This window comes from Sinorhizobium sp. B11, from assembly GCA_039725955.1.
Lineage (GTDB): Bacteria > Pseudomonadota > Alphaproteobacteria > Rhizobiales > Rhizobiaceae > Rhizobium.
This window is the reverse complement of the sequence record CP091033.1, coordinates 836,972-854,746: the sequence shown is the minus strand read 5'-3', so window position 1 is coordinate 854,746 and position 17,775 is coordinate 836,972. Positions and strand designations below refer to the sequence as shown.

General features: G+C 58.6%; 12 protein-coding genes and 1 pseudogene. 9 read left to right on the top strand and 4 right to left on the bottom strand.

Annotation, left to right across the window (positions count from 1 at the left end; genetic code table 11):
* Positions 1-21: 21 nt before the first annotated feature.
* From LVY75_03885 to LVY75_03875, 3 genes and pseudogenes are all read right to left on the bottom strand, one after another.
* Positions 22-879, bottom strand: a complete 858-nt coding sequence (locus LVY75_03885; GenBank protein ID XAZ21104.1) for a carbohydrate ABC transporter permease — start codon at positions 877-879, stop codon at positions 22-24.
* Positions 876-1,760: a sugar ABC transporter permease gene (locus tag LVY75_03880; protein ID XAZ21103.1), complete on the bottom strand. Its 885-nt coding sequence runs from the start codon at positions 1,758-1,760 to the stop codon at positions 876-878. Before LVY75_03880 ends, LVY75_03885 begins: the two co-directional genes overlap by 4 nt.
* A gap of 13 nt (positions 1,761-1,773) precedes the next feature.
* Positions 1,774-2,932: pseudogene (locus tag LVY75_03875) on the bottom strand (Gfo/Idh/MocA family oxidoreductase).
* Positions 2,933-3,343: 411 nt separating this feature from the next.
* Here LVY75_03875 and LVY75_03870 point away from each other — a divergent pair.
* Both LVY75_03870 and LVY75_03865 read left to right on the top strand, forming a co-directional pair.
* Positions 3,344-5,584: a CDC48 family AAA ATPase gene (locus tag LVY75_03870; protein ID XAZ21102.1), complete on the top strand. Its 2,241-nt coding sequence runs from the start codon at positions 3,344-3,346 to the stop codon at positions 5,582-5,584.
* 436 nt (positions 5,585-6,020) lie between these two features.
* Positions 6,021-7,034, top strand: coding sequence for an aldo/keto reductase (locus LVY75_03865; GenBank protein XAZ21101.1), 1,014 nt, complete (start codon positions 6,021-6,023; stop codon positions 7,032-7,034).
* Positions 7,035-7,212: 178 nt separating this feature from the next.
* Here the strand turns inward: LVY75_03865 and LVY75_03860 are convergent, their stop codons facing one another.
* A complete protein-coding gene (locus LVY75_03860) occupies positions 7,213-8,235 on the bottom strand; it encodes a methyltransferase domain-containing protein (protein ID XAZ21100.1) in 1,023 nt (340 codons plus the stop codon).
* Between the two features lie 813 nt (positions 8,236-9,048).
* On the opposite strand from LVY75_03860, the gene LVY75_03855 reads away from it, so the two are divergent.
* The 7 genes from LVY75_03855 to LVY75_03825 all read left to right on the top strand — a co-directional run bounded on the left by LVY75_03855 (position 9,049) and on the right by LVY75_03825 (position 17,666).
* Entirely contained in the window at positions 9,049-11,004 is a 1,956-nt protein-coding gene (locus LVY75_03855; protein XAZ21099.1) for an SARP family transcriptional regulator, read from the top strand.
* Between the two features lie 41 nt (positions 11,005-11,045).
* Entirely contained in the window at positions 11,046-12,074 is a 1,029-nt protein-coding gene (locus LVY75_03850; GenBank protein XAZ21098.1) for a phosphatase PAP2 family protein, read from the top strand.
* Between the two features lie 30 nt (positions 12,075-12,104).
* Complete coding sequence (locus LVY75_03845; protein XAZ21097.1) at positions 12,105-13,799, top strand: S8 family serine peptidase; 1,695 nt, start codon at positions 12,105-12,107, stop codon at positions 13,797-13,799.
* Positions 13,800-14,038: 239 nt separating this feature from the next.
* Positions 14,039-15,484 carry an HEXXH motif-containing putative peptide modification protein gene (locus LVY75_03840; GenBank protein XAZ21096.1) on the top strand — a complete coding sequence of 482 codons (1,446 nt, stop codon included), beginning with the start codon at positions 14,039-14,041 and terminating at the stop codon, positions 15,482-15,484.
* Complete coding sequence (locus LVY75_03835; protein ID XAZ21095.1) at positions 15,484-16,767, top strand: ThiF family adenylyltransferase; 1,284 nt, start codon at positions 15,484-15,486, stop codon at positions 16,765-16,767. The genes LVY75_03840 and LVY75_03835 overlap by 1 nt, the downstream gene beginning before the upstream one ends.
* A 108-nt stretch (positions 16,768-16,875) precedes the next feature.
* Positions 16,876-17,325, top strand: coding sequence for a DUF982 domain-containing protein (locus LVY75_03830; GenBank protein ID XAZ21094.1), 450 nt, complete (start codon positions 16,876-16,878; stop codon positions 17,323-17,325).
* Positions 17,326-17,441: 116 nt separating this feature from the next.
* Complete coding sequence (locus tag LVY75_03825; GenBank protein ID XAZ21093.1) at positions 17,442-17,666, top strand: hypothetical protein; 225 nt, start codon at positions 17,442-17,444, stop codon at positions 17,664-17,666.
* The last annotated feature ends 109 nt before the right edge of the window (positions 17,667-17,775 follow it).

Sequence of the window (17,775 nt, the reverse complement as noted above, 5' to 3'; positions counted from 1 at the left end):
GTTCACTCTTTATTGTTGGTCTTATTGTTTCACCGCACCGGCGGTCAGGCCGCCGACGAGATAGCGCTGAAGGAAGAAGATGACGATCATCGCCGGCGCGATGCCGACGAAGGAGGCCGCCATCAGTTCGTTCCAGATGACCTCCTGCTTGCCGAAGTAAGCAAAGAGTCCCACCGGCAGGGGCATGTATTCAGTCTTCGAGTTGAAGGTCAGCGCGAAGATGAACTGCTGCGCATAGGCACCGATGAAGGTGGTGATCGCGACGACGATAATCCCCGGCATCGCAATGGGCAGAATGACGCGGCGCAGCGTATAGAAGTGGCTGGCGCCATCCATATAGGCCGCTTCGTTGAGTTCCTGGGGAATGCGGATCATGTAGGTGCGCAGCAGCCAGATCGCCGACGGGATAAGGAAGGCGACGCCCGGCACGATCATCGCAAGATAAGTGTTCAGAACACCGATGCTGCGCATCAGGCGGAAGAGCGGGATGAGCAGGACGGCGCCGGAGAACATGTTCACCGTCAGGAAGGCGCCGAGCAGAATGCCCATTCCCCTGAACTCGAATTTCGCAAAGGCATAGGATGCCGGAATGACGAGGCAGAGCACGATGACAGTGACGATGATCGAGATGAAGAACGAGTTGAAGATGTAGCGACCGAAGCCCGGCACGCTGATCCACATCGTCCGGTAAGCCTCGAACGAACCGTTTTCCGGCCAGAAGCGGTAGGGCGAGGAAAACAGCTGGCTGAGCGGCTTCAGCGACACCAGGAAGCCTTCGACGAAGGGCGACAGCACGAAGAACAGGAAGATCGCTATGCCGCAATAGATGAGGATGATTTCCCACCAGCTGTAGCGATCGATCATGGGACGGCTGCTCATGCGCGCTTCTCCGGGTTCAGGCGGCGGGTGACACGGAAATAGGCGAAGCAGAAGAGCGACAGGAAAATGCAGATCAGCACCGCACGCGCTGCCCCTTCGCCATATTTCTTCGAGCCAATCGCCGTCTGATAGGTATCGATGATCATCGTCGTCGTTTCGCCGCTCGGACCACCCTGCGTCAGGATCCAGATAATGTCGAAGGAATTGAAGGTCGCAATCAGCGACAGCATCGACATTGTGATAATGGCGGGAACCATCAGCGGCAGCGTGATGCGGCGGAAACGATACCAGCGGCCGGCGCCGTCGGTCCATGCTGCTTCGTAGAGATCCTTTGGGATCGACTGGATTGCGGCGAGGAAGTAGATCGTCACCAGCGGCACGCCAATCCAGACATCGGTGACGATCGTCGCCCAGAAGGCAGTGCTGCCATAGGCGAGGAAGGCGACCGGGCCGTCGACGAGGCCGAAGCGCTGCAGCAACCCGGAAATCATCCCGAACTGCCCATTATACATCCAGCCCCACATGAAGATGCCGATAGCCATCGGCACGATCCATGGCGGCATGGTCAGCAGTCGAAACAGTGACCGGCCGGGCACGGCAGCATTCAACATTGCGGCACCAAACGTGCCGATGATCATCTTCAGAGCGACCGAAAAGAAGGTCCAGATGAAGGTTCGCAGAATGACTTCCGCGAACGTGTTGTTGAAGATCTTCTCGTAATTGGCCCAGCCGACCCAGTTCGTCACCTTACGCAGCGATGCATCCGTAAACGACAGGATGAACGTATCGACCAGCGGATAGGCGACGATCGCGAGCACGTAAAGGACAGCTGGAAGGAGAAGGATCCAGGCGAAGATGACGGCACTTTTCTGAGCACTCATCTTGCCGGTCTCCTCAGGCCGCTCTGGAGTGTAGCGCCTCGTCGAACCGGTCCCAGATGGGACGAAGGTCGATTACGGCCTTCTTCATGCGGGCTTCATCCATGGCGAGCGCCAGGATGCCTGCCTCCAATGCGTTCAGCGTGGAGACCGGGAGTTCCGACCCGGTGCGCACGCTTTGCAGAATATCGGCTGCCATCTGCTCGTCTGCGCCATAATGCTGCGACAGCTCGGTCGCGGCATATTTGTTTTCGACGATCTTGTTGCCGGTCAACTGCTCATGAACGTCAAGATAGCCGCGGACAAAATCGCCTTCTGCCATGCCGCGCGAGCCCATGATGGCGAAGCGGCGGAACTGGTCGGGAACATTCAGGTTGGTGTGGAAATTCATGCCGACGCCATTGGCGTATTCGACGATCGCCACCTGGTAATCGATAATGTCGGCATCGCTGTCGAACACCTTGTCCGAGCCCATCCAGCCGCTCGGCTTGCGATGGAAGAGTTCCAGATCGTTGATTTCCTTCGCGCGCCGGGTCGTTGGCGGGGATAAAGCTCTTGCGGCCGCCGAAGCTTGCAACACGTTCGGGGCGGGCGCCGACCACACCATTATAAAGGTCTAGGTCGTGGCAGCATTTCTCCAGCATGAAGCTGCCGGAATAGCGCTCGTAGCGGCGCCAGTCGCGCATAAAGAAGGCGCCGTGATAGGGCTCGATATGTTCGGAGGCTTCGATGGAGACGATTTTGCCGAGCTTGCCTTCGGCCTGGACGGCGCGCAGATCCTTGTAAAGAGGCGAGTAGCGCAGCACGAGACCGACCATCAGCCTTTCATGGCCGAACTTTGCCATCAGGTGGGCGAGTTCGATGCTCTCGGCGATCGTGGTGACGATCGGCTTTTCGCAGAAGACCTTTAGGCCTGCCTCAAGACCGAGGCGAATATGATCGAGATGCATGTGATTGGGAGAGCCGATCATCAGGAGATCGAGCTTTTCGGAAGCGAGGAGCTCCTGCGGCGAACCATAGGCCGTGCCGGCAGAGACGCCGTTTTCCGTCAGTCCGGGAAGCCCCGCAGGGTCCGGATCGACATAACCGACAATCTCGAAGCTGCTGTCGATAGCCTTGAAGACATAGCCAAGATAGCCGAGCCGGAATCCCAGCCCAATGATTCCCACTTTCATGCTAAAGTCGTTCCCAAGTTCGTAATTTATTTTCTTCAGGTTGGGACAAAAATCAGGGGCCGTCAACCGAAAACGGGGCTGAAGACGAATTGATGAAATTAATTTTCATCAAGCCCGATATGAGCGCGGCTTGCGGTTGAAGCGCAAGCCGGGGTGCGACCGATCGATGCGATGGCGGCCTCTCCGTGCCGAGCGGTCCGGCGGGATGCCTTACAGGAAACAGGATATTGGCCACGTTGACAGTGCTTCTGGGTGGCATGCGCGGACGTCGATGTCTCCATCGCCGGCAAGGCCGCACCATCTGTTTTCCCGTCGGGCTTTTCGCCATCAGGCCCCAAACCAAACTCGCTTGCCTTTCTCATCAGGACGCTAGGTTTGTCTTGATTGTTTCAGCTCTTTTGGGGAGGCCTCATGTCCGGTTCCGATGATCTAACGCTCCAGGTCGCCAACATGCGTCCTCAGGATGCTGGAGCAAGCATAGCGCGGCTGCCAACCGCAGCGATGAACAAGCTCGGGCTTTCGGAGGGCGATCTGGTCGAACTGATTGGTAAGCGCCATACGGCCGCACTCGCAGTCCGGCCCTATCCGGAAGACGAGGGACTGAACATCATCCGGCTAGATGGTCTCCAGCGTGTGAATGCGGGTGCCACGAGCGGCGATCATATCGAAATTCGCAAAGCGGACGCGCGTCCAGCAACCCGGATCGTCCTTGCGCCGGCTCAGAAAAACATGGTGCTTCAAGGCTCGGGCGACGCGCTCCTGCGGACTTTCATGTATCGCCCCATGGTGGCAGGTGATGTGATTTCGACGTCGGTGCAACAGCGCAGCCGCGATCCTCAGTTGCTTCAGGCCTATGGCCTTCAAGAAATCAGGCTGGTCGTCGTATCCACACAGCCGCGCGGCATCGTGCAGGTTACCGAAGACACGGCTATCGAGCTTCGTCCACAGTTCGAGGAACCCAGAGAAGCTCGACGAGCCGACGTGACTTACGACGATATCGGTGGTCTTGGATCCTCTGTCGAGCAGGTTCGCGAGATGGTCGAGCTTCCACTTCGTCATCCCGAACTCTTTCAGCGCCTGGGCATCGATCCGCCGAAGGGGGTTCTTCTCTACGGGCCTCCCGGGACGGGCAAAACACTTCTGGCCCGCGCAGTGGCAAACGAGACGGAAGCGAACTTCTACCATATCGCTGGCCCAGAGATTATGGGCAGTAAATACGGTGAATCTGAAGAGCGTCTGCGGCAGGTTTTCCAGGAAGCCTCGCAAAACGCACCTTCCATTATATTCATTGACGAGATCGATTCGATTGCGCCAAAGAGGGAGCAGGTAACGGGGGAGGTCGAGCGCCGGATCGTCGCTCAGTTGCTCACTCTCATGGACGGCCTCGAGCCGAGACAGAACATCGTCGTTATCGGTGCCACCAACCGGCGCGATGCAATCGACGAGGCCCTTCGACGCCCAGGGCGTTTCGACCGCGAAATCGTGATTGGCGTGCCTGATCAGAATGGCCGGCGGGAGGTTCTAGCGATCCATACGCGCGGCATGCCTCTGGCTGAAGGCGCCGATTTGGACGAAATAGCGCGAACGACCTACGGCTTTGTTGGCGCCGACTTGGGAGCACTCGTGCGTGAGGCCGCCATGGATGCACTTCGTCGCGTCCTGCCGGACATCAATCTCAAGGAGGGTATCCCCGCAGAAGTTCTGGAAAAACTCACAGTCTCCCAGGATGACTTCAATTCAGCGATGAAGCGGATCCAGCCGTCTGCGCTGCGCGAAATCATGATTCAGGCGCCAAATGTGCGCTGGGACGATGTCGGGGGGCTCGACGATGCGCAGCTGAAACTTAAAGAAGGGGTGGAATTACCCCTGCGGTCGCCACAGTCATTCAAGCGGATGGGAATTCGGCCAGCTAAAGGCTTCCTGCTTTTCGGGCCCCCTGGAACCGGCAAAACGCTGCTCGCAAAGGCAGTCGCTCGTGAGGCCGAGGCGAATTTTGTCGCCACAAAGTCCTCTGACCTGCTGTCCAAATGGTATGGTGAATCCGAACAGCAGGTCTCGCGGCTTTTTGAGCGCGCCCGTCAAGTCGCGCCGACGGTCATCTTCATTGACGAGATTGATTCCCTGGCACCGGCCAGAGGCGGCGGACTTGGCGAGCCGGCCGTCACCGAAAGAGTTGTCAACACGCTGTTGGCTGAAATGGACGGTTTGGAGGACATGCAAGGCGTGGTCGTGATGGGGGCGACGAACCGGCCTAACCTGCTCGACCCCGCACTCCTTCGACCGGGGCGTTTCGACGAGCTTGTCTATGTTCCGGTGCCGGACTTGACTGGGCGTCGTAAGATCCTGGGTATCCATACGCGGAAAATGCCACTGGCCGATGATGTCAGTTTGGATGACCTCGCTGAGAAAACGGAGCGGTTTACCGGCGCGGATCTGGAGGACCTGACCCGCCGAGCCGGGCTTATTGCACTCCGGCAATCGATCGACGCGTCGATGGTCTCGAAGGAAGACTTTGCCATGGCTCTCCAAGAGGTGCGCCCGTCCGTAACGCCCGAAGTCGAGAGGGAATACGAGGACATGCTGCGGACCCTGAGGCAGGAGAACCCGCAGAAGATGCAGATCGGTTTCACGCCTTTGCGCCTTGCGAAGTAACGCAAAGCAAAAAGACCATCATAATCGCGCTCAGCTTTGGCAATGGCGGCGCGATTATTTGCGGCCGCACCGGCTATTCCAGCGATACGGGGAGGCGCCCTTCAACCCTGGCATATAGCAGTGCCTGCATTGCTCGCCGTCCGGTTCTCATCAAGCGCAGGAACCCTTGCAACCGCTAACGGGGCCGGAGACTCCCGACAGCCAGAGCATTAAGCGCAGGGGCGGGCGGGGCAAGCAACATCACCAATCAGGATAGCATTGCCGATCGCCCAGAGCTCGGTAGAGTACACGGGAACGGACATCAAAATTATCCGTCAACGCTCCTGGTCGATGCGGCCGCCCCGGTGTCGTTCCAGTCGCCGCCAATCGCCTAACAGCCGGCAAAGAGCAGCGTTTTCGTGCATGGCGCTTTTGCAGACAACCAAAGGATAAGCCAATGACTCTCAAGGATATTCTGCCAAGCCGGCTCGGCTTCGGCGCAGCCCCTCTCGGCAATATGTTCCGCGATATTCCCGAACAGGAAGCAATCGACACCGTGGAAGCCGCCTGGAGCGACGGTATACGCTACTACGATAATGCCCCCTTTTACGGCGCCGGCCTTGCGGAGATCCGCATGGGCGAAGCGCTGGCGAACAAGCCTCGCGACCAGTATGTGATCAGTACCAAGGTCGGTCGCATCATTCTCGACGAGATCGAGGATGTCAGCGCCCGGGATCTCGGCGAAAAAGGCGAGGTCTTCAAATACGGCCGCCCCAACAAGATCATCAACGACTACTCGGAAGACGCCACCCTGCGCTCGATCGAGGACAGCCTGAAGCGGCTGAACACTGACCGAATCGAACTCGCCTTCGTTCATGACGTCGCCCAGGATTTTTACGGCGACGAATGGCTCGGCGTTTTCGAAAGCGCGCGTAAAGGAGCCTTCAAGGCACTCGATCGGCTGCGCGACGAAGGTGTGATAAAGGCCTGGGGCCTCGGCGTTAACCGTGTCGAGCCCATTGAATTGCTACTGGCGCTGGACGGTCCGCGCCCGGATGGCTTCCTCCTTGCCGGCCGCTACACGCTGCTCGACCACGAGCGCGCACTTCAGCGCGTCATGCCCCAAGTCTCCGAACGCGGTCTAGGCATTGTTGTCGGCGGTCCCTATAGCTCGGGCGCACTCGTAGGTGGGCCGAATTTCGAATACGCCCCCGCAACACCTGCGATCCTCGACAAAGTCGCGCGCATCAAGGCTATCGCCGATCGCCACGGCGTAAGCATGAAGGCAGCCGGCCTTCAATTCGCGCTCGCAAACCCCGCAGTCGCCGCCGTCATTCCCGGCGCAAGCAAGCCCGACCGCATCGCCGAGGACCGCGCCGCGCTCGAAGAAGTCATCCCGCACGACTTCTGGCGTGAGATCCGTCACGCCGGTCTCGTTCACCCCGAAGCACCGTTTCCCTTTCTGGAGTAAGGGTAGGCGATAAAGACTGGTGCTGGCCTGTGCATCCGAAGGCACGGCTTAGGCCGCTTGGTTCCATAATGTTGATTATGCGATTTTGACGTGGAGCCGGGTGGGTTCAGCATGAACTCACCCGTTAAAGTGTCGTGCGCGACCCGACAGTGTTGGCCGGCCAAGCAGACGGCCGTGGCTATTCAAAGAGAATGAGGCTTGCGGGAGTCGGCGGTAACGGCCTGACCTTGACACCGGTAAGGCCGGCCTGTCTTGCCATCTCAGTCAGCTCACTTTGCGTATAGGCCTGGCCCGCCGGCGTGCCGGCGAGCATCTCCCAGGAGAAGGCCGCGGGAAAAGGCGGCGACACGCCGTCTTCGTTCGGCACGAAATCGACCGCGACGATTCGGCCTTGTTCTGCAAGGCTCGCAATGATCCTTCGCAGCAGTTGGGCGCAGGTCGGCAAATCGAAGTGGTGCAGAAAGTTTGGAAGCATAACGAGATCATAGTCCGTGCCCCACTCCACATCGAAGGCACTGCCGGCGATCGTCCGGTATCGGTCAGCCACGCCAGCCTGTTGCGCATTCTGCCGCGACAGTTCCAATACGGCAGCCCAGTCGACGGCGACGATCTCCGCCGACGGAATGGCCTTCGCAATTTCGATGCCGAAAACGCCTGGACCTGCAGCGATATCCAACACCTTTCTGGGAGACCTCGGCCAGCCGGAGATTTCGCCAGCCAGCACTTTGGCGCTAAGCCCGGTAAATGAGCCCATGCCGCGGGCAAACTTCACCCAGACAGGGTTATCTGCCGACATGTTCGCAAGCCCGGTCGAACCGCCGTTTCGCACGATGGCGGCTGGATCGCGCAGAAAATTATCCAGTACTTCGGGCGCGGCGACGAACTCGACCGCAGAGCCCATATAGGCAGGCGAATTGCGATCGAGGAACATCCTGGTCGACGGCGTCATTCGGTACTGTCCGCTCTCCTTTGTCAGGAAGCCATGAACCACAAGATAGTCGCAGAGGATGCGCACCCCGCGCTCCGAGGCGCCTATTGCCGATGCCAGCAGCGCCGCCGTCTTGCCCTCGCCGATATGCGTAAAGAGATCGAGCTCGATGGCCGCCCTGATCGCTGCCGTCTTTCGGCAGGCAAACAGTGCCTCGACCACGAGCTCGGGCGATACTGCGCCAGCATGGGCGTCCGCAACATTTGTTTCCATGGAATCCCCCGAGCCTCGAGTGATCTTGTCTCGTGATGCCAGCCGCAGAAATTATGCGTATATTCGCGGCTTCTACAATACATATTGCACTAACCCGATCGGGTGACTGCGCGCTCCATCTTGCACGGACAATTCCCCGAGCGTCGGGTCGGCTGTCTCGCCTCAAAGAACTCGCTAGAGACACGAAATAGGGTCTCTCCGGCCCCGCTATGGAGTTCGGCAACCTCGATCGGTGCCGCCAGCTTTCCTCTCGTTAACGACGACAATTCCCTAGGCAGCGGTGGCGAAAAACATTGCCACGGCGGCAGGCCGTCTCCGAGGCCCGCGTTGCGCGCTCGCGTGTGACACGGAGTTCTTGAACCGGTACGACGCAGCTTGTGGCTGTGGAGAACCCTTCGTTGGATGAAAGGCCATGCGACCCAACCGTGTTTTGTTTCGGCGCCCTCTCCCCGCCCCTCCCGAGATCCAGATGCCGCGCCGCAAGTACGTAGGCAGACCGCTCTGTTACAGCGAACGAGACCGATTTTTGAAAGGCATTGTTACAGACACTTTCGCGCAATAGCTAAAAAGCCTCTCCAATCAAACAGTAACGCGAAGAGGCTACCGGACTGATGACACGTCACCATTCAGAATGCCGCTGCAGCATCATCTGCATGTCTCATCCGAAAAGCGGACAAACGACAAAGAAGCGGATCGGAAACTTCTGCAGCGCCCGGAAGCTGACCGAAGGCGTACAACATTCCTTTGACGCTGCTTTGACGCCAGGGTGCTACGGCCGGTCTGCGAAGTTACGCGGAGGGATTTCAGCCAGTTATGCTTCAGTTCAATCATCGCCAGATCACCCGTATACCTTTCGAAATGCCGATTTCTCTTGTCGGTTGCTTGCCAGACGCTTCAGTTGTGACAGAGTGGACTCCGGATGCTAGATCTTCGGGCTGCCACACGAGCGTACCGGAGCCAACGGGGGCGGGGCCGGTGGATCGCATGAACAAGGAGCAAAATCCGTTTCGGATGTTCCTGCTCGGGCCATTTGCCCTGGTGGACGCCGCAGGACGGTCGGTTACTCCGAAATCCAAGAAAGCCCAGGCCCTTTTGGCAATGCTTGCGTTGTCAGCCCGTGGTTCGCGCTCGAGGATCTGGCTCAGAGACAAACTGTGGAGTGATCGTTCCGACGACCAGGCCGCAGCGAGTCTGCGTCAGGCCCTTCTGGACATCCACAAGACTCTGGGACCGGCTCGTAATCTCCTGGTAGCCGACAAGAATACCGTTTGGCTGGATATGGACCGGCTTGTCCTTGACACCGACGTGTTGGTTCGGACGGAGCGATCGGCTGATCAAATCACCGACGAATTGCTCGAAGGCATCGACATCCGCGATCCGGAATTCGAGGACTGGCTAACGCTTGAACGGCAGAACTGGTATCGCCGCCTCGATGAAGGCCAGGTCCATGATGTATTCGAGCCCCGTCAAGAACCGAACCGTGATATCGCCAGACATTCTACGCTGCTGCCGCTTACAGCATCCCGGGATGCGCCAAGACAAGGCAAAACAGTGGAGACTGGCGGCAGCGAGACATATCGCCGGCGAGGCGACGGTGGCTGGCGATGGGTCATGGCTCTTCAATCCCCCATCGTGATAGGTGCCGGAGATGGCGGACAAATTGCTGCCACGCGGTTCCAGAATCTCATTGCAAAAGCCGTCACCGATGGGCTCGCCATTGGCGTCACCGACCTCTCTTTCACTTTACCGGATATTGAGGAGAGCGAGGGGCAGATCAGCCTTCCGATGTCCCTCCAGCTTCGGTTGACGTTTGACGGCAGCATGGTGCTCGTCGAACTGGTGATGAAGCACCTGATCAACAACCGTATTCATTGGCTCGGCAGTCAGGCAATGAGCCGCACGCAATTCGAGCGGGGCGAGTTCGGCATCGCCGCTGCACTGATCAGCCAGGCCGTAGATCAACTGGCCTATTTCCAGGAGACCCAGTCAAACGACAATCGACTGTCGCAGGATGGCCTCCTGATCGACGCCGTCAATGCGATCTTTCGCCTGTCACGTGACGACCTCGCTAACGCCGAGCAACGCCTCGAAGAACAGATCCAGCATGAACCACGGTCATCGACCTTTGCGTGGTTGTCCTTCATCCGAACTTTCCAGGTCGGCCAACGGTTCAACGCGCTTGATGCGCATCTGATCGAGGAAGCCCAGTCCTACGCGCGCAAGGCGTTGGAAATCGATCCGCACAATTCCGTATCGCTCGCCCTTGTCGGCCATGTCCACTCGTTCCTTTTCGGCGAGTATGATTACGCAGCCAACCTGTTCGAAAAATCGATCCGTCTGAACCCGGCCCTGCCGCTCAGTTGGGATCTCTACGCGATGCTCCACTGCTATGCAGGCCAGCCGGACAAGGCCATGGCTATGGCGCGTTGGGTGCAAGAACTCGGCGTCTACAGCCCACACAAATACTACTTTGACACGACGAAATGCATAGCAGCAGCACTTGCCGGTGATCACGCAGCGGCCATAGCTGCCGGCGAAGAGGCCTTGCGGGCACGGCCGAAGTTCAACAGCCTGCTACGCTACCTCGCCTCAAGTCATGCGCACCTCGATGATCTCGGCGGCGCACGCCACTATCTGCAGCGACTTGCGGCAGTCGAGGACGGCTTCTCCATCAACGCCTTCCGAGCTAGCGGCTATCCGCTCCTTAATACAGGCGGCGGCCAGATCTTGATCGACGGTTTGGTGAAGGCCGGCGCCAAGCTGCGCTGAACCCCGGATAATTTTTCTGAACTTTGCACAAGGAGGCTGCAATGGAAGCGGAAATAACCCCAGGTCCACAATCAAAAATTGTCTTATTCCTCAATCACTACAAATTCAAGATTGAGCCGGATGCGGTTCTTCCATGTGAACCGAGGGAGGACGAAGGGACGGCTCCTGTCGCTGGTGTACCGCCGATTGCCCCGACAGCAACCTCCGAAACTGCACTTACGCTCAACACGGGACAGGAGGAATCGCCCGATGCAGGTCCCATGATGGCGACGATGGCCGCCGCCTCGGTCCTCAACAAGAGCGTGGCGAACAAGTCCGTGCTCAACAAGGCGTCGCTGAACAAAAACAAGAATAAAAATAAAAATAAGAACAAGAACAAGTCGACGATGGATGGCGCCAGCCTCGGCGTGTCGCAGCTTATCCCCGCCTTCGAATTGCGGCGGCTGCACCAGCAACCGTCACGCAACGCCTATACCGCAGCGCGACGTTTTACGTGGGAGGTGCTGGATATATTGCCGCCGCCCGGCCCGGATTATACCCGTCTCGAAACGACGGTGCTGCTCTCGATGCAGCGACGCGACCGCGAACGTGTGCGGCGACTGCCCGACATCCAGCTCGAGTCGACAATCTCGGTCTCGGAATTCACGCGAGCATTGTACATCGAGGATCTTGGCGGTTACGAGCAAACGGAAGGACTTTTCCAGGCGATCCTGACGGCCTGCGAATATGTCGGGCTGATTTACAAGAGCAAATTCAACCGACAGCGGCCAAATCAGTTCGAGCCCATGCTGCGGCCATTGCTGGCCGTGCCGGTGCATGAATCCTATCCCAGCAACCACGCCTTCCAGTGCTTTTCGATCGCTTTCGCGTTCTCGACGATCCTACCGGAACATCCGGCCACCGACGAGCTTGCCCGCATTGCCCAGAACGTCGCAGAGAACCGCGAATGGGCTGGTCTCCATTATCCGAGTGACACGCAGGCCGGTCGCGATCTCGCCCGCCGCTTCGCTCCCTACCTCCACGATGCCTTCGGTCCTTTGTTCCAGGCCGTGCACCACGAATGGGTCTGAATTCGCCAGCTGCTCAACAGGGGTAAAACCATGACGGATCAATCGCAAATGCCCGAGCTCACGCCGATAAACTACTATTATCTCTGGCACTTGACCGCGCTTGGCGTGGTCGACGCCGAATATGGATCGCCTCCGCTTGTTCCACCCATGCCCGATGAGAGCGCGGCACGCGCGCTGCCCGATCCCATCATCACCGGCACGGTCTGGGATGATATCGCCTCTGCCGGCCCGTTGCGACCCGCTCGCGTTGCTTTGATCGATGTGGGTGTATCTGCAGATCATCCCAATCTTGCGACACGGCTCGACCGGGAGGCGTCAATCGACTTGACGACGCATCGCTACGGCGCCCGCGTTCTCGAAATTCTCGATACGACCAGCTCATTTGACCGAGAAGAAAAGCATGCCTTCTTTGCCGGACTCAATATCGCTCCGCTCGGAAATATCGGCCTTTCAAACGACGATGGAGATTATCTCAGTGATCTCGTTGCCGAATATGCCGCATCGGAGGGCGTTTTGCGGCGGCTCTACAATCCGGAATCGCTTTTTGCATCGCATGGTACCTGCTGTGCGGGGCTGATCGTCGGCGAACCCGCCGTTGTTTCGGAAGAAGGTACGCCCGCTCTTCCGCCGGAAGGAGCTTTTTACGGCGATGGCGAGGAGTTGCGCACGAGCGGCAACCGTAATGTCATCCCTTATTTCGGGGTTGACCCTTTCTCGAGGCTCATCTCGATCAGAACGTCCTTCGAAGACGATGTCAGGCAGTTCATTGCTGCTTTTCTCTATGCCTATCATCAGAAGGCGGACGTGATCGTCCTACCGCGTGGCCTGCCGGACCCGATACGCGGTGTGGTCGATCCAAAGAACGAGTTGAAGGCCGACCTGGAACTCTGGAAGAACCAGGATGCCGCCAATCTCTTCACGCGCATTGCCTTCGCCGACCTGGGTGCGCCCGAACTGGAGCCAAAGGCATCGCAGAAAGGCTCCAATCCCGACCGCCCTTGGCACATCCTCAAACAGCTCATCCTCGCTATCAGTCGCCAGATCCCTATCGTCTGTGCCGCAGGAAACAGTGCGGAAAGTCAGCTGATCTACCCGGCAAATCTCGCCGCCGACAATAACGGCATCATCGCCGTGGGGGCCGTTACTGTGGAAGGTTTCCGTTCGGGCTACAGCAATTATGGCGAAGGATTGACGGTGGTCTGCCCCTCTAACGACGGTGAGGTCTTCAACCGGCATCAGTTGCGCCTCGACCGGCTTTCTCCGTTTGCCGCACAGCACGACTACAACACCCATCGAAGCCGGGAATACTACTATTCACACTTCTCGCTGCTGACGACGGACCTGTCGGGAATTTTTGGCTATGATCAAGGCTCGGATCCATGGTCGGCCATCGTGCCCTTCGGAACCAACCCGGGCATCGGGGGTGGATACTACACGAGCTTCGGCGGAACTTCCGGCGCGTCGGCACAAGTGGGCGGGCTCTGCGCGCTGATACAGCGGGCTTACAAGAGCCGCCACAACGCTGCTGACCGCCTCTCGGGGCCCCGTGTGAAGTCCATTCTGAAAGCAGCATCCCGCCTAGATGCCGTTGTCGCGCCCGGAACAAGAAAACTAACGGCAGATTGCATGAACGCCGAAGGTGAAGACGCCATCGATATGGCCTTTTTCTTCGGGTCGGGCCTGCCGAATGCGCGGACCGCGGTACAGTCAGCCCTCGCCATCTGAATCCCGGTAGTTGACCTTCAAAAATCCAAGCCCCCTTTATCACGGGGGCTTTTTCTTTGTTTACGCGCTTTTTACGGATTTTTAACGCCGAACTGGCGGGCGGATGACGCCCTTGGGCAATAGTGCCTCACAGAAAACGACGCTCACCGCTCCGATGGGACAAAGCCAGCCCGACACGGAGCATTTTCGCCCAAGATGAAATCTTGGTCTGGCTGAAGATAAACCCAAGGAGGCTGTCAATGTCCGCGTCCCGCATTCAACAAGTGGCAGATGAGGCGCGCCATGTGCTCAAGGCCAATCCCCTGATGGCAAGCACCGTCTCCTTGCGACGCATCGCAACACGCAATCTTTCGAAGCGACGCTTCCGATATGGTCGCGCGCTCGCGGCAGCGTCGAAGCTCGCCGGCTGCTCGACCGGTACAGAGGCGCTGTCAGCCTATTTCCCCGGCCTGGCGGATGGCGGATACACTCGCTTGCTGGAGCTTCCGGCAGCCATTGCCGGACCGGTCAATGCCGACCCCTATCGCTCATCCGTGCTCGCAGCCTGGATGGGTGGGCTCACACGAAGTGTGGAATGGCAGGCCGACGGCCCCGATGCCCGGGTCGCCAGCGACTATCTGCAGACGGATATGATCGCATCGGATCTTGAACTCGAACGTCAGCCGGCGCGCCGGCTCTCCTGTGGCATCGGCCTTGTCCCCTTGGAAAGTCCGGCACGAAGCCGCGTGATGCAATCCCTCCTCCACCAATGCATGCAGGACGATCCAGGTCTCGATCGCATCGTCACCGGCGAGGAGGAGCTGGACCAAATCGCCGGCCATATGGAGAGGGTCTTCGCGCTGATCGCGAAAATGGACATGTACGGGCATCAGCGTCTGATCGACAGCCTGCATACGCTTTACGTTGGCGTGCGGCGCGAACCGGCCTGTTCGGTATCGAGTTCGACTGAATTGCCCGGTAGCGTCATCATCGCCATTTCCAGAGAACGTTTGCGGGACGGTGATCATGCCGAGACCGCAGCCCAATTGCTTCACGAGGCCGGGCATGTCCTGCTAGGGCTGTATACGGCCTCGGCGGCAGCATGCCTGCCTGACGAATTCGAGTATGTTTCCCCGTACAAGAACGACCTACAGACGCTCGAAAGCATCCTGCATACGGCCTACACCATTCCCTGGGAGTGCGCCTTCCGCATGGCATGTCTTTCCGCCGAAGCGGATCCTGAGCGCCGCGCCCGAAAGGCTGCATCCATAATAGCCTATGCCGCGCGGCAAGTCCCGCTCATCGATATCGCTCGAAATGGAATAGAGCGTCTCGGCGGCGATGTCCTCCTCGACCTCCCAGACATCGCCGCCATACCTTCATGGAGCGGCCGCATCCAGTTTCTCGTCAACAGACTGCTTGCAGAAGAGCCCATAGCGCACCGCCAAGCCCACTTTGCAGAACGCCAGCAAATTCTCGATCGCCAAGCCTGGGACATCGGACAGATGCTCTTGCGCGGCAAGGAGCCAATTGACCCTCGAATGGGCCGGCGACAGATCGACGACAGCGGCGACAATGTCTTCCTCTGGTACGACGGCAAATTCCATGTGGTTCCCAAAGCGGCAGACCATGCGATGGGCAAGAATTGCAGTCCTCGCGCCGAGACGATCCACGCAACTGCGAAAAGCGAGATGGAGGTGATGTGATGGCCCATCATCGGTCCAAACAGCTGCAAGCGGTTGCCACGGCGCGCGTCGATTTCCCCAACCTCTTCGCCCACAGTGTTGGGCGGGGCGGCAGAGGGGCTCTGTTTCCCGGCATTAGTGCTGATGCTGCCGAGCAACAGGGCCCCAATGTCATCAAGCCTGCATTTGCCGTCTCGCCGAACCCTTCCGACATGAGGGCGCAGGATGAACATGTCCTGGCCACAGACGATCGTCTTGGCTCCCTCCCGGCGCCTCGCTGCCTACAGCAGATTTGCGACATCGACTTCGTCATCGTCGGATGCGGCGGCTTGGGCTCGCAGATTGCTATCCTGCTTGCGACCCTAGGCGCGCATCGTTTCCTTCTCATGGATGCCGATCGTATCGATGAGATCAACCTGGGCCATCTCCCGTGGGCGAGCCGGGATGATCTCGGCTGGCTGAAGACGGAAAAGTTGTCGAGCTATCTGGCAGCACGCTTTTCGGCCAACGTATTCGCGCTGCCGGAATTTGCGCAAGGGACCGCGGCACTCCGGTTGATCGCGGACTACGCGCAGAATCCGTTCATCGTTCTCGCGGGCGACGATCCGCGTCAGGCCGAAGAAGTCCTGACGGCCGCCCTCGCATCAACAGCCGGGCTGCCACCCCATTTACATGTCGACTGCCCCGACACCCGTTGCAAACCAGGCCCCTCGATCGCTCTGCCAGCGGATGCAGGCCCGGTCTGCGATTGCGACGCCCGTGTCGCAATCGGGCACCGCTCTTTTGCCATGCGGGCAGCGGCCAATAACACATCCGTCGCTCGCCTTGTCGTCTCGGCGATTGTTCAGGAATGTCTTCCGAAACACGCCCCGCCGCGTGGACGCAGTTGGATATTGGACTTCAAAGGCTCGCAGTGCGAGCTCCGTTCGCTTTCCAGGCGCCTCGCATCCACAAGTCCTTCTTCCACCACGAGAGACACTGATATGGATTATGCCGAACGCTCGAAAGCCGCCCTTCCGGCTGCGACAGGTTCGCAAGCAGCATCGCTCGCGCAGCACTCGGTCATAGGCTACGCCAGCGAGACTGCCGGAAAGGACGAGGAGCTGACAATATCAGAAGTTCTTCGTGATCCGTTGATCGCTGCCGTAATGCGCGCCGATGGCGTGACGTCAGAAGAATTCAAGCGGCTCCTCGAGACGGTGGCTCGCCGGCTGGAAATCAATCTGGCCAACTCTTTCGACACCGATGGGAAGAAACAGGCCGTCAGGACGCCTGCGCCGCCCAATCGAGGGGATCATATGTGACATGTTTGCCGAAACGCCGCCGAAGTTGGTTGACGAGCCTGTGTCGTCAATCCGGTCCCAAACCATGGGCTTGGCAATGGCGTTGGCTTTCCAACGGAGTTCAGGGCAATGAGATGCGATATATCAAGAAGGTTTCCGACGATTGTTCTTGTTTCCGCACAAGGCGAAGATCGTAAAGTGATCCGTACCGCACACGAGGCTGCACAATTGTTGCTGAAGGATTGGCCCATCGACGATGGTGAGGAATTCTTTGCGGCGGTGAGAATTTGTCTGAAGGTGCTGACCGGACACGCCGAACCCGATGCCGTGCATGAGGCGATCATTCGCGCCGCACATGAAGCGGGTATTACAGCGGTCACGACCGATCCACACCTGGGTATCTTCAGGATCTATCCTGGCAGCGAGGCCTGCAGCGCAAGCGCCTATCCCAATCCCGCTGCCATTGATCCGCTTCGCCTATCGCCATCAGCGCGCCGGAGGCGGCAACGAAAATGGTCGGGGCGATCCAGAAAGGCATCAAGCGCGGATGTCGAGAAGGCGTCGGGGTGCTTCAAGTGAGGGTACGCCGTTTGCGCTGAAGGCGAACCAACCTCGACCTGCGTAAGGCCGATCAACCCAATCAGAGGCTGGCGTGTCCAGGTAACCGTCAGCGATAGAATAGCTAAGGGACCGTCATGTCGAACAAGGAAGCAGATCGAAGACTGTTCGATCGGATCTGGGCTCTTGGGGCCGAGGCTGTGAGAGACAAGCGCGTTACCGCGCTGACCTATGTCACACTCAGTACGCCTAGCCTGGAAGAGTACCAGAATAGCCGAGGCGCGCGGATGTCGGACTTGATCAAGGTTGTCCAGCTCGGGATACTTCACCTTCGCGAAAAAGGCGAATTTAATCAATCTTGAGCAATGACGATGCCTGCTTTGACAGAGGTCGCGCCTGCGGCCTCATTCAAGCTGCCTCAATCGCTGACCAGCAGACAGGCAGTGAGTAGCGCGTTTCATAGCGGGCGGC

Coding starts and splice junctions, on each gene's coding strand:
- LVY75_03885 (XAZ21104.1), bottom strand. CDS start 879: ATGAGCAGCCGTCCCATGATCGATCGCTACAGCTGGTGGGAAATCATC.
- LVY75_03880 (XAZ21103.1), bottom strand. CDS start 1,760: ATGAGTGCTCAGAAAAGTGCCGTCATCTTCGCCTGGATCCTTCTCCTT.
- LVY75_03870 (XAZ21102.1), top strand. CDS start 3,344: ATGTCCGGTTCCGATGATCTAACGCTCCAGGTCGCCAACATGCGTCCT.
- LVY75_03865 (XAZ21101.1), top strand. CDS start 6,021: ATGACTCTCAAGGATATTCTGCCAAGCCGGCTCGGCTTCGGCGCAGCC.
- LVY75_03860 (XAZ21100.1), bottom strand. CDS start 8,235: ATGGAAACAAATGTTGCGGACGCCCATGCTGGCGCAGTATCGCCCGAG.
- LVY75_03855 (XAZ21099.1), top strand. CDS start 9,049: ATGCTTCAGTTCAATCATCGCCAGATCACCCGTATACCTTTCGAAATG.
- LVY75_03850 (XAZ21098.1), top strand. CDS start 11,046: ATGGAAGCGGAAATAACCCCAGGTCCACAATCAAAAATTGTCTTATTC.
- LVY75_03845 (XAZ21097.1), top strand. CDS start 12,105: ATGACGGATCAATCGCAAATGCCCGAGCTCACGCCGATAAACTACTAT.
- LVY75_03840 (XAZ21096.1), top strand. CDS start 14,039: ATGTCCGCGTCCCGCATTCAACAAGTGGCAGATGAGGCGCGCCATGTG.
- LVY75_03835 (XAZ21095.1), top strand. CDS start 15,484: ATGGCCCATCATCGGTCCAAACAGCTGCAAGCGGTTGCCACGGCGCGC.
- LVY75_03830 (XAZ21094.1), top strand. CDS start 16,876: ATGAGATGCGATATATCAAGAAGGTTTCCGACGATTGTTCTTGTTTCC.
- LVY75_03825 (XAZ21093.1), top strand. CDS start 17,442: ATGTCGAACAAGGAAGCAGATCGAAGACTGTTCGATCGGATCTGGGCT.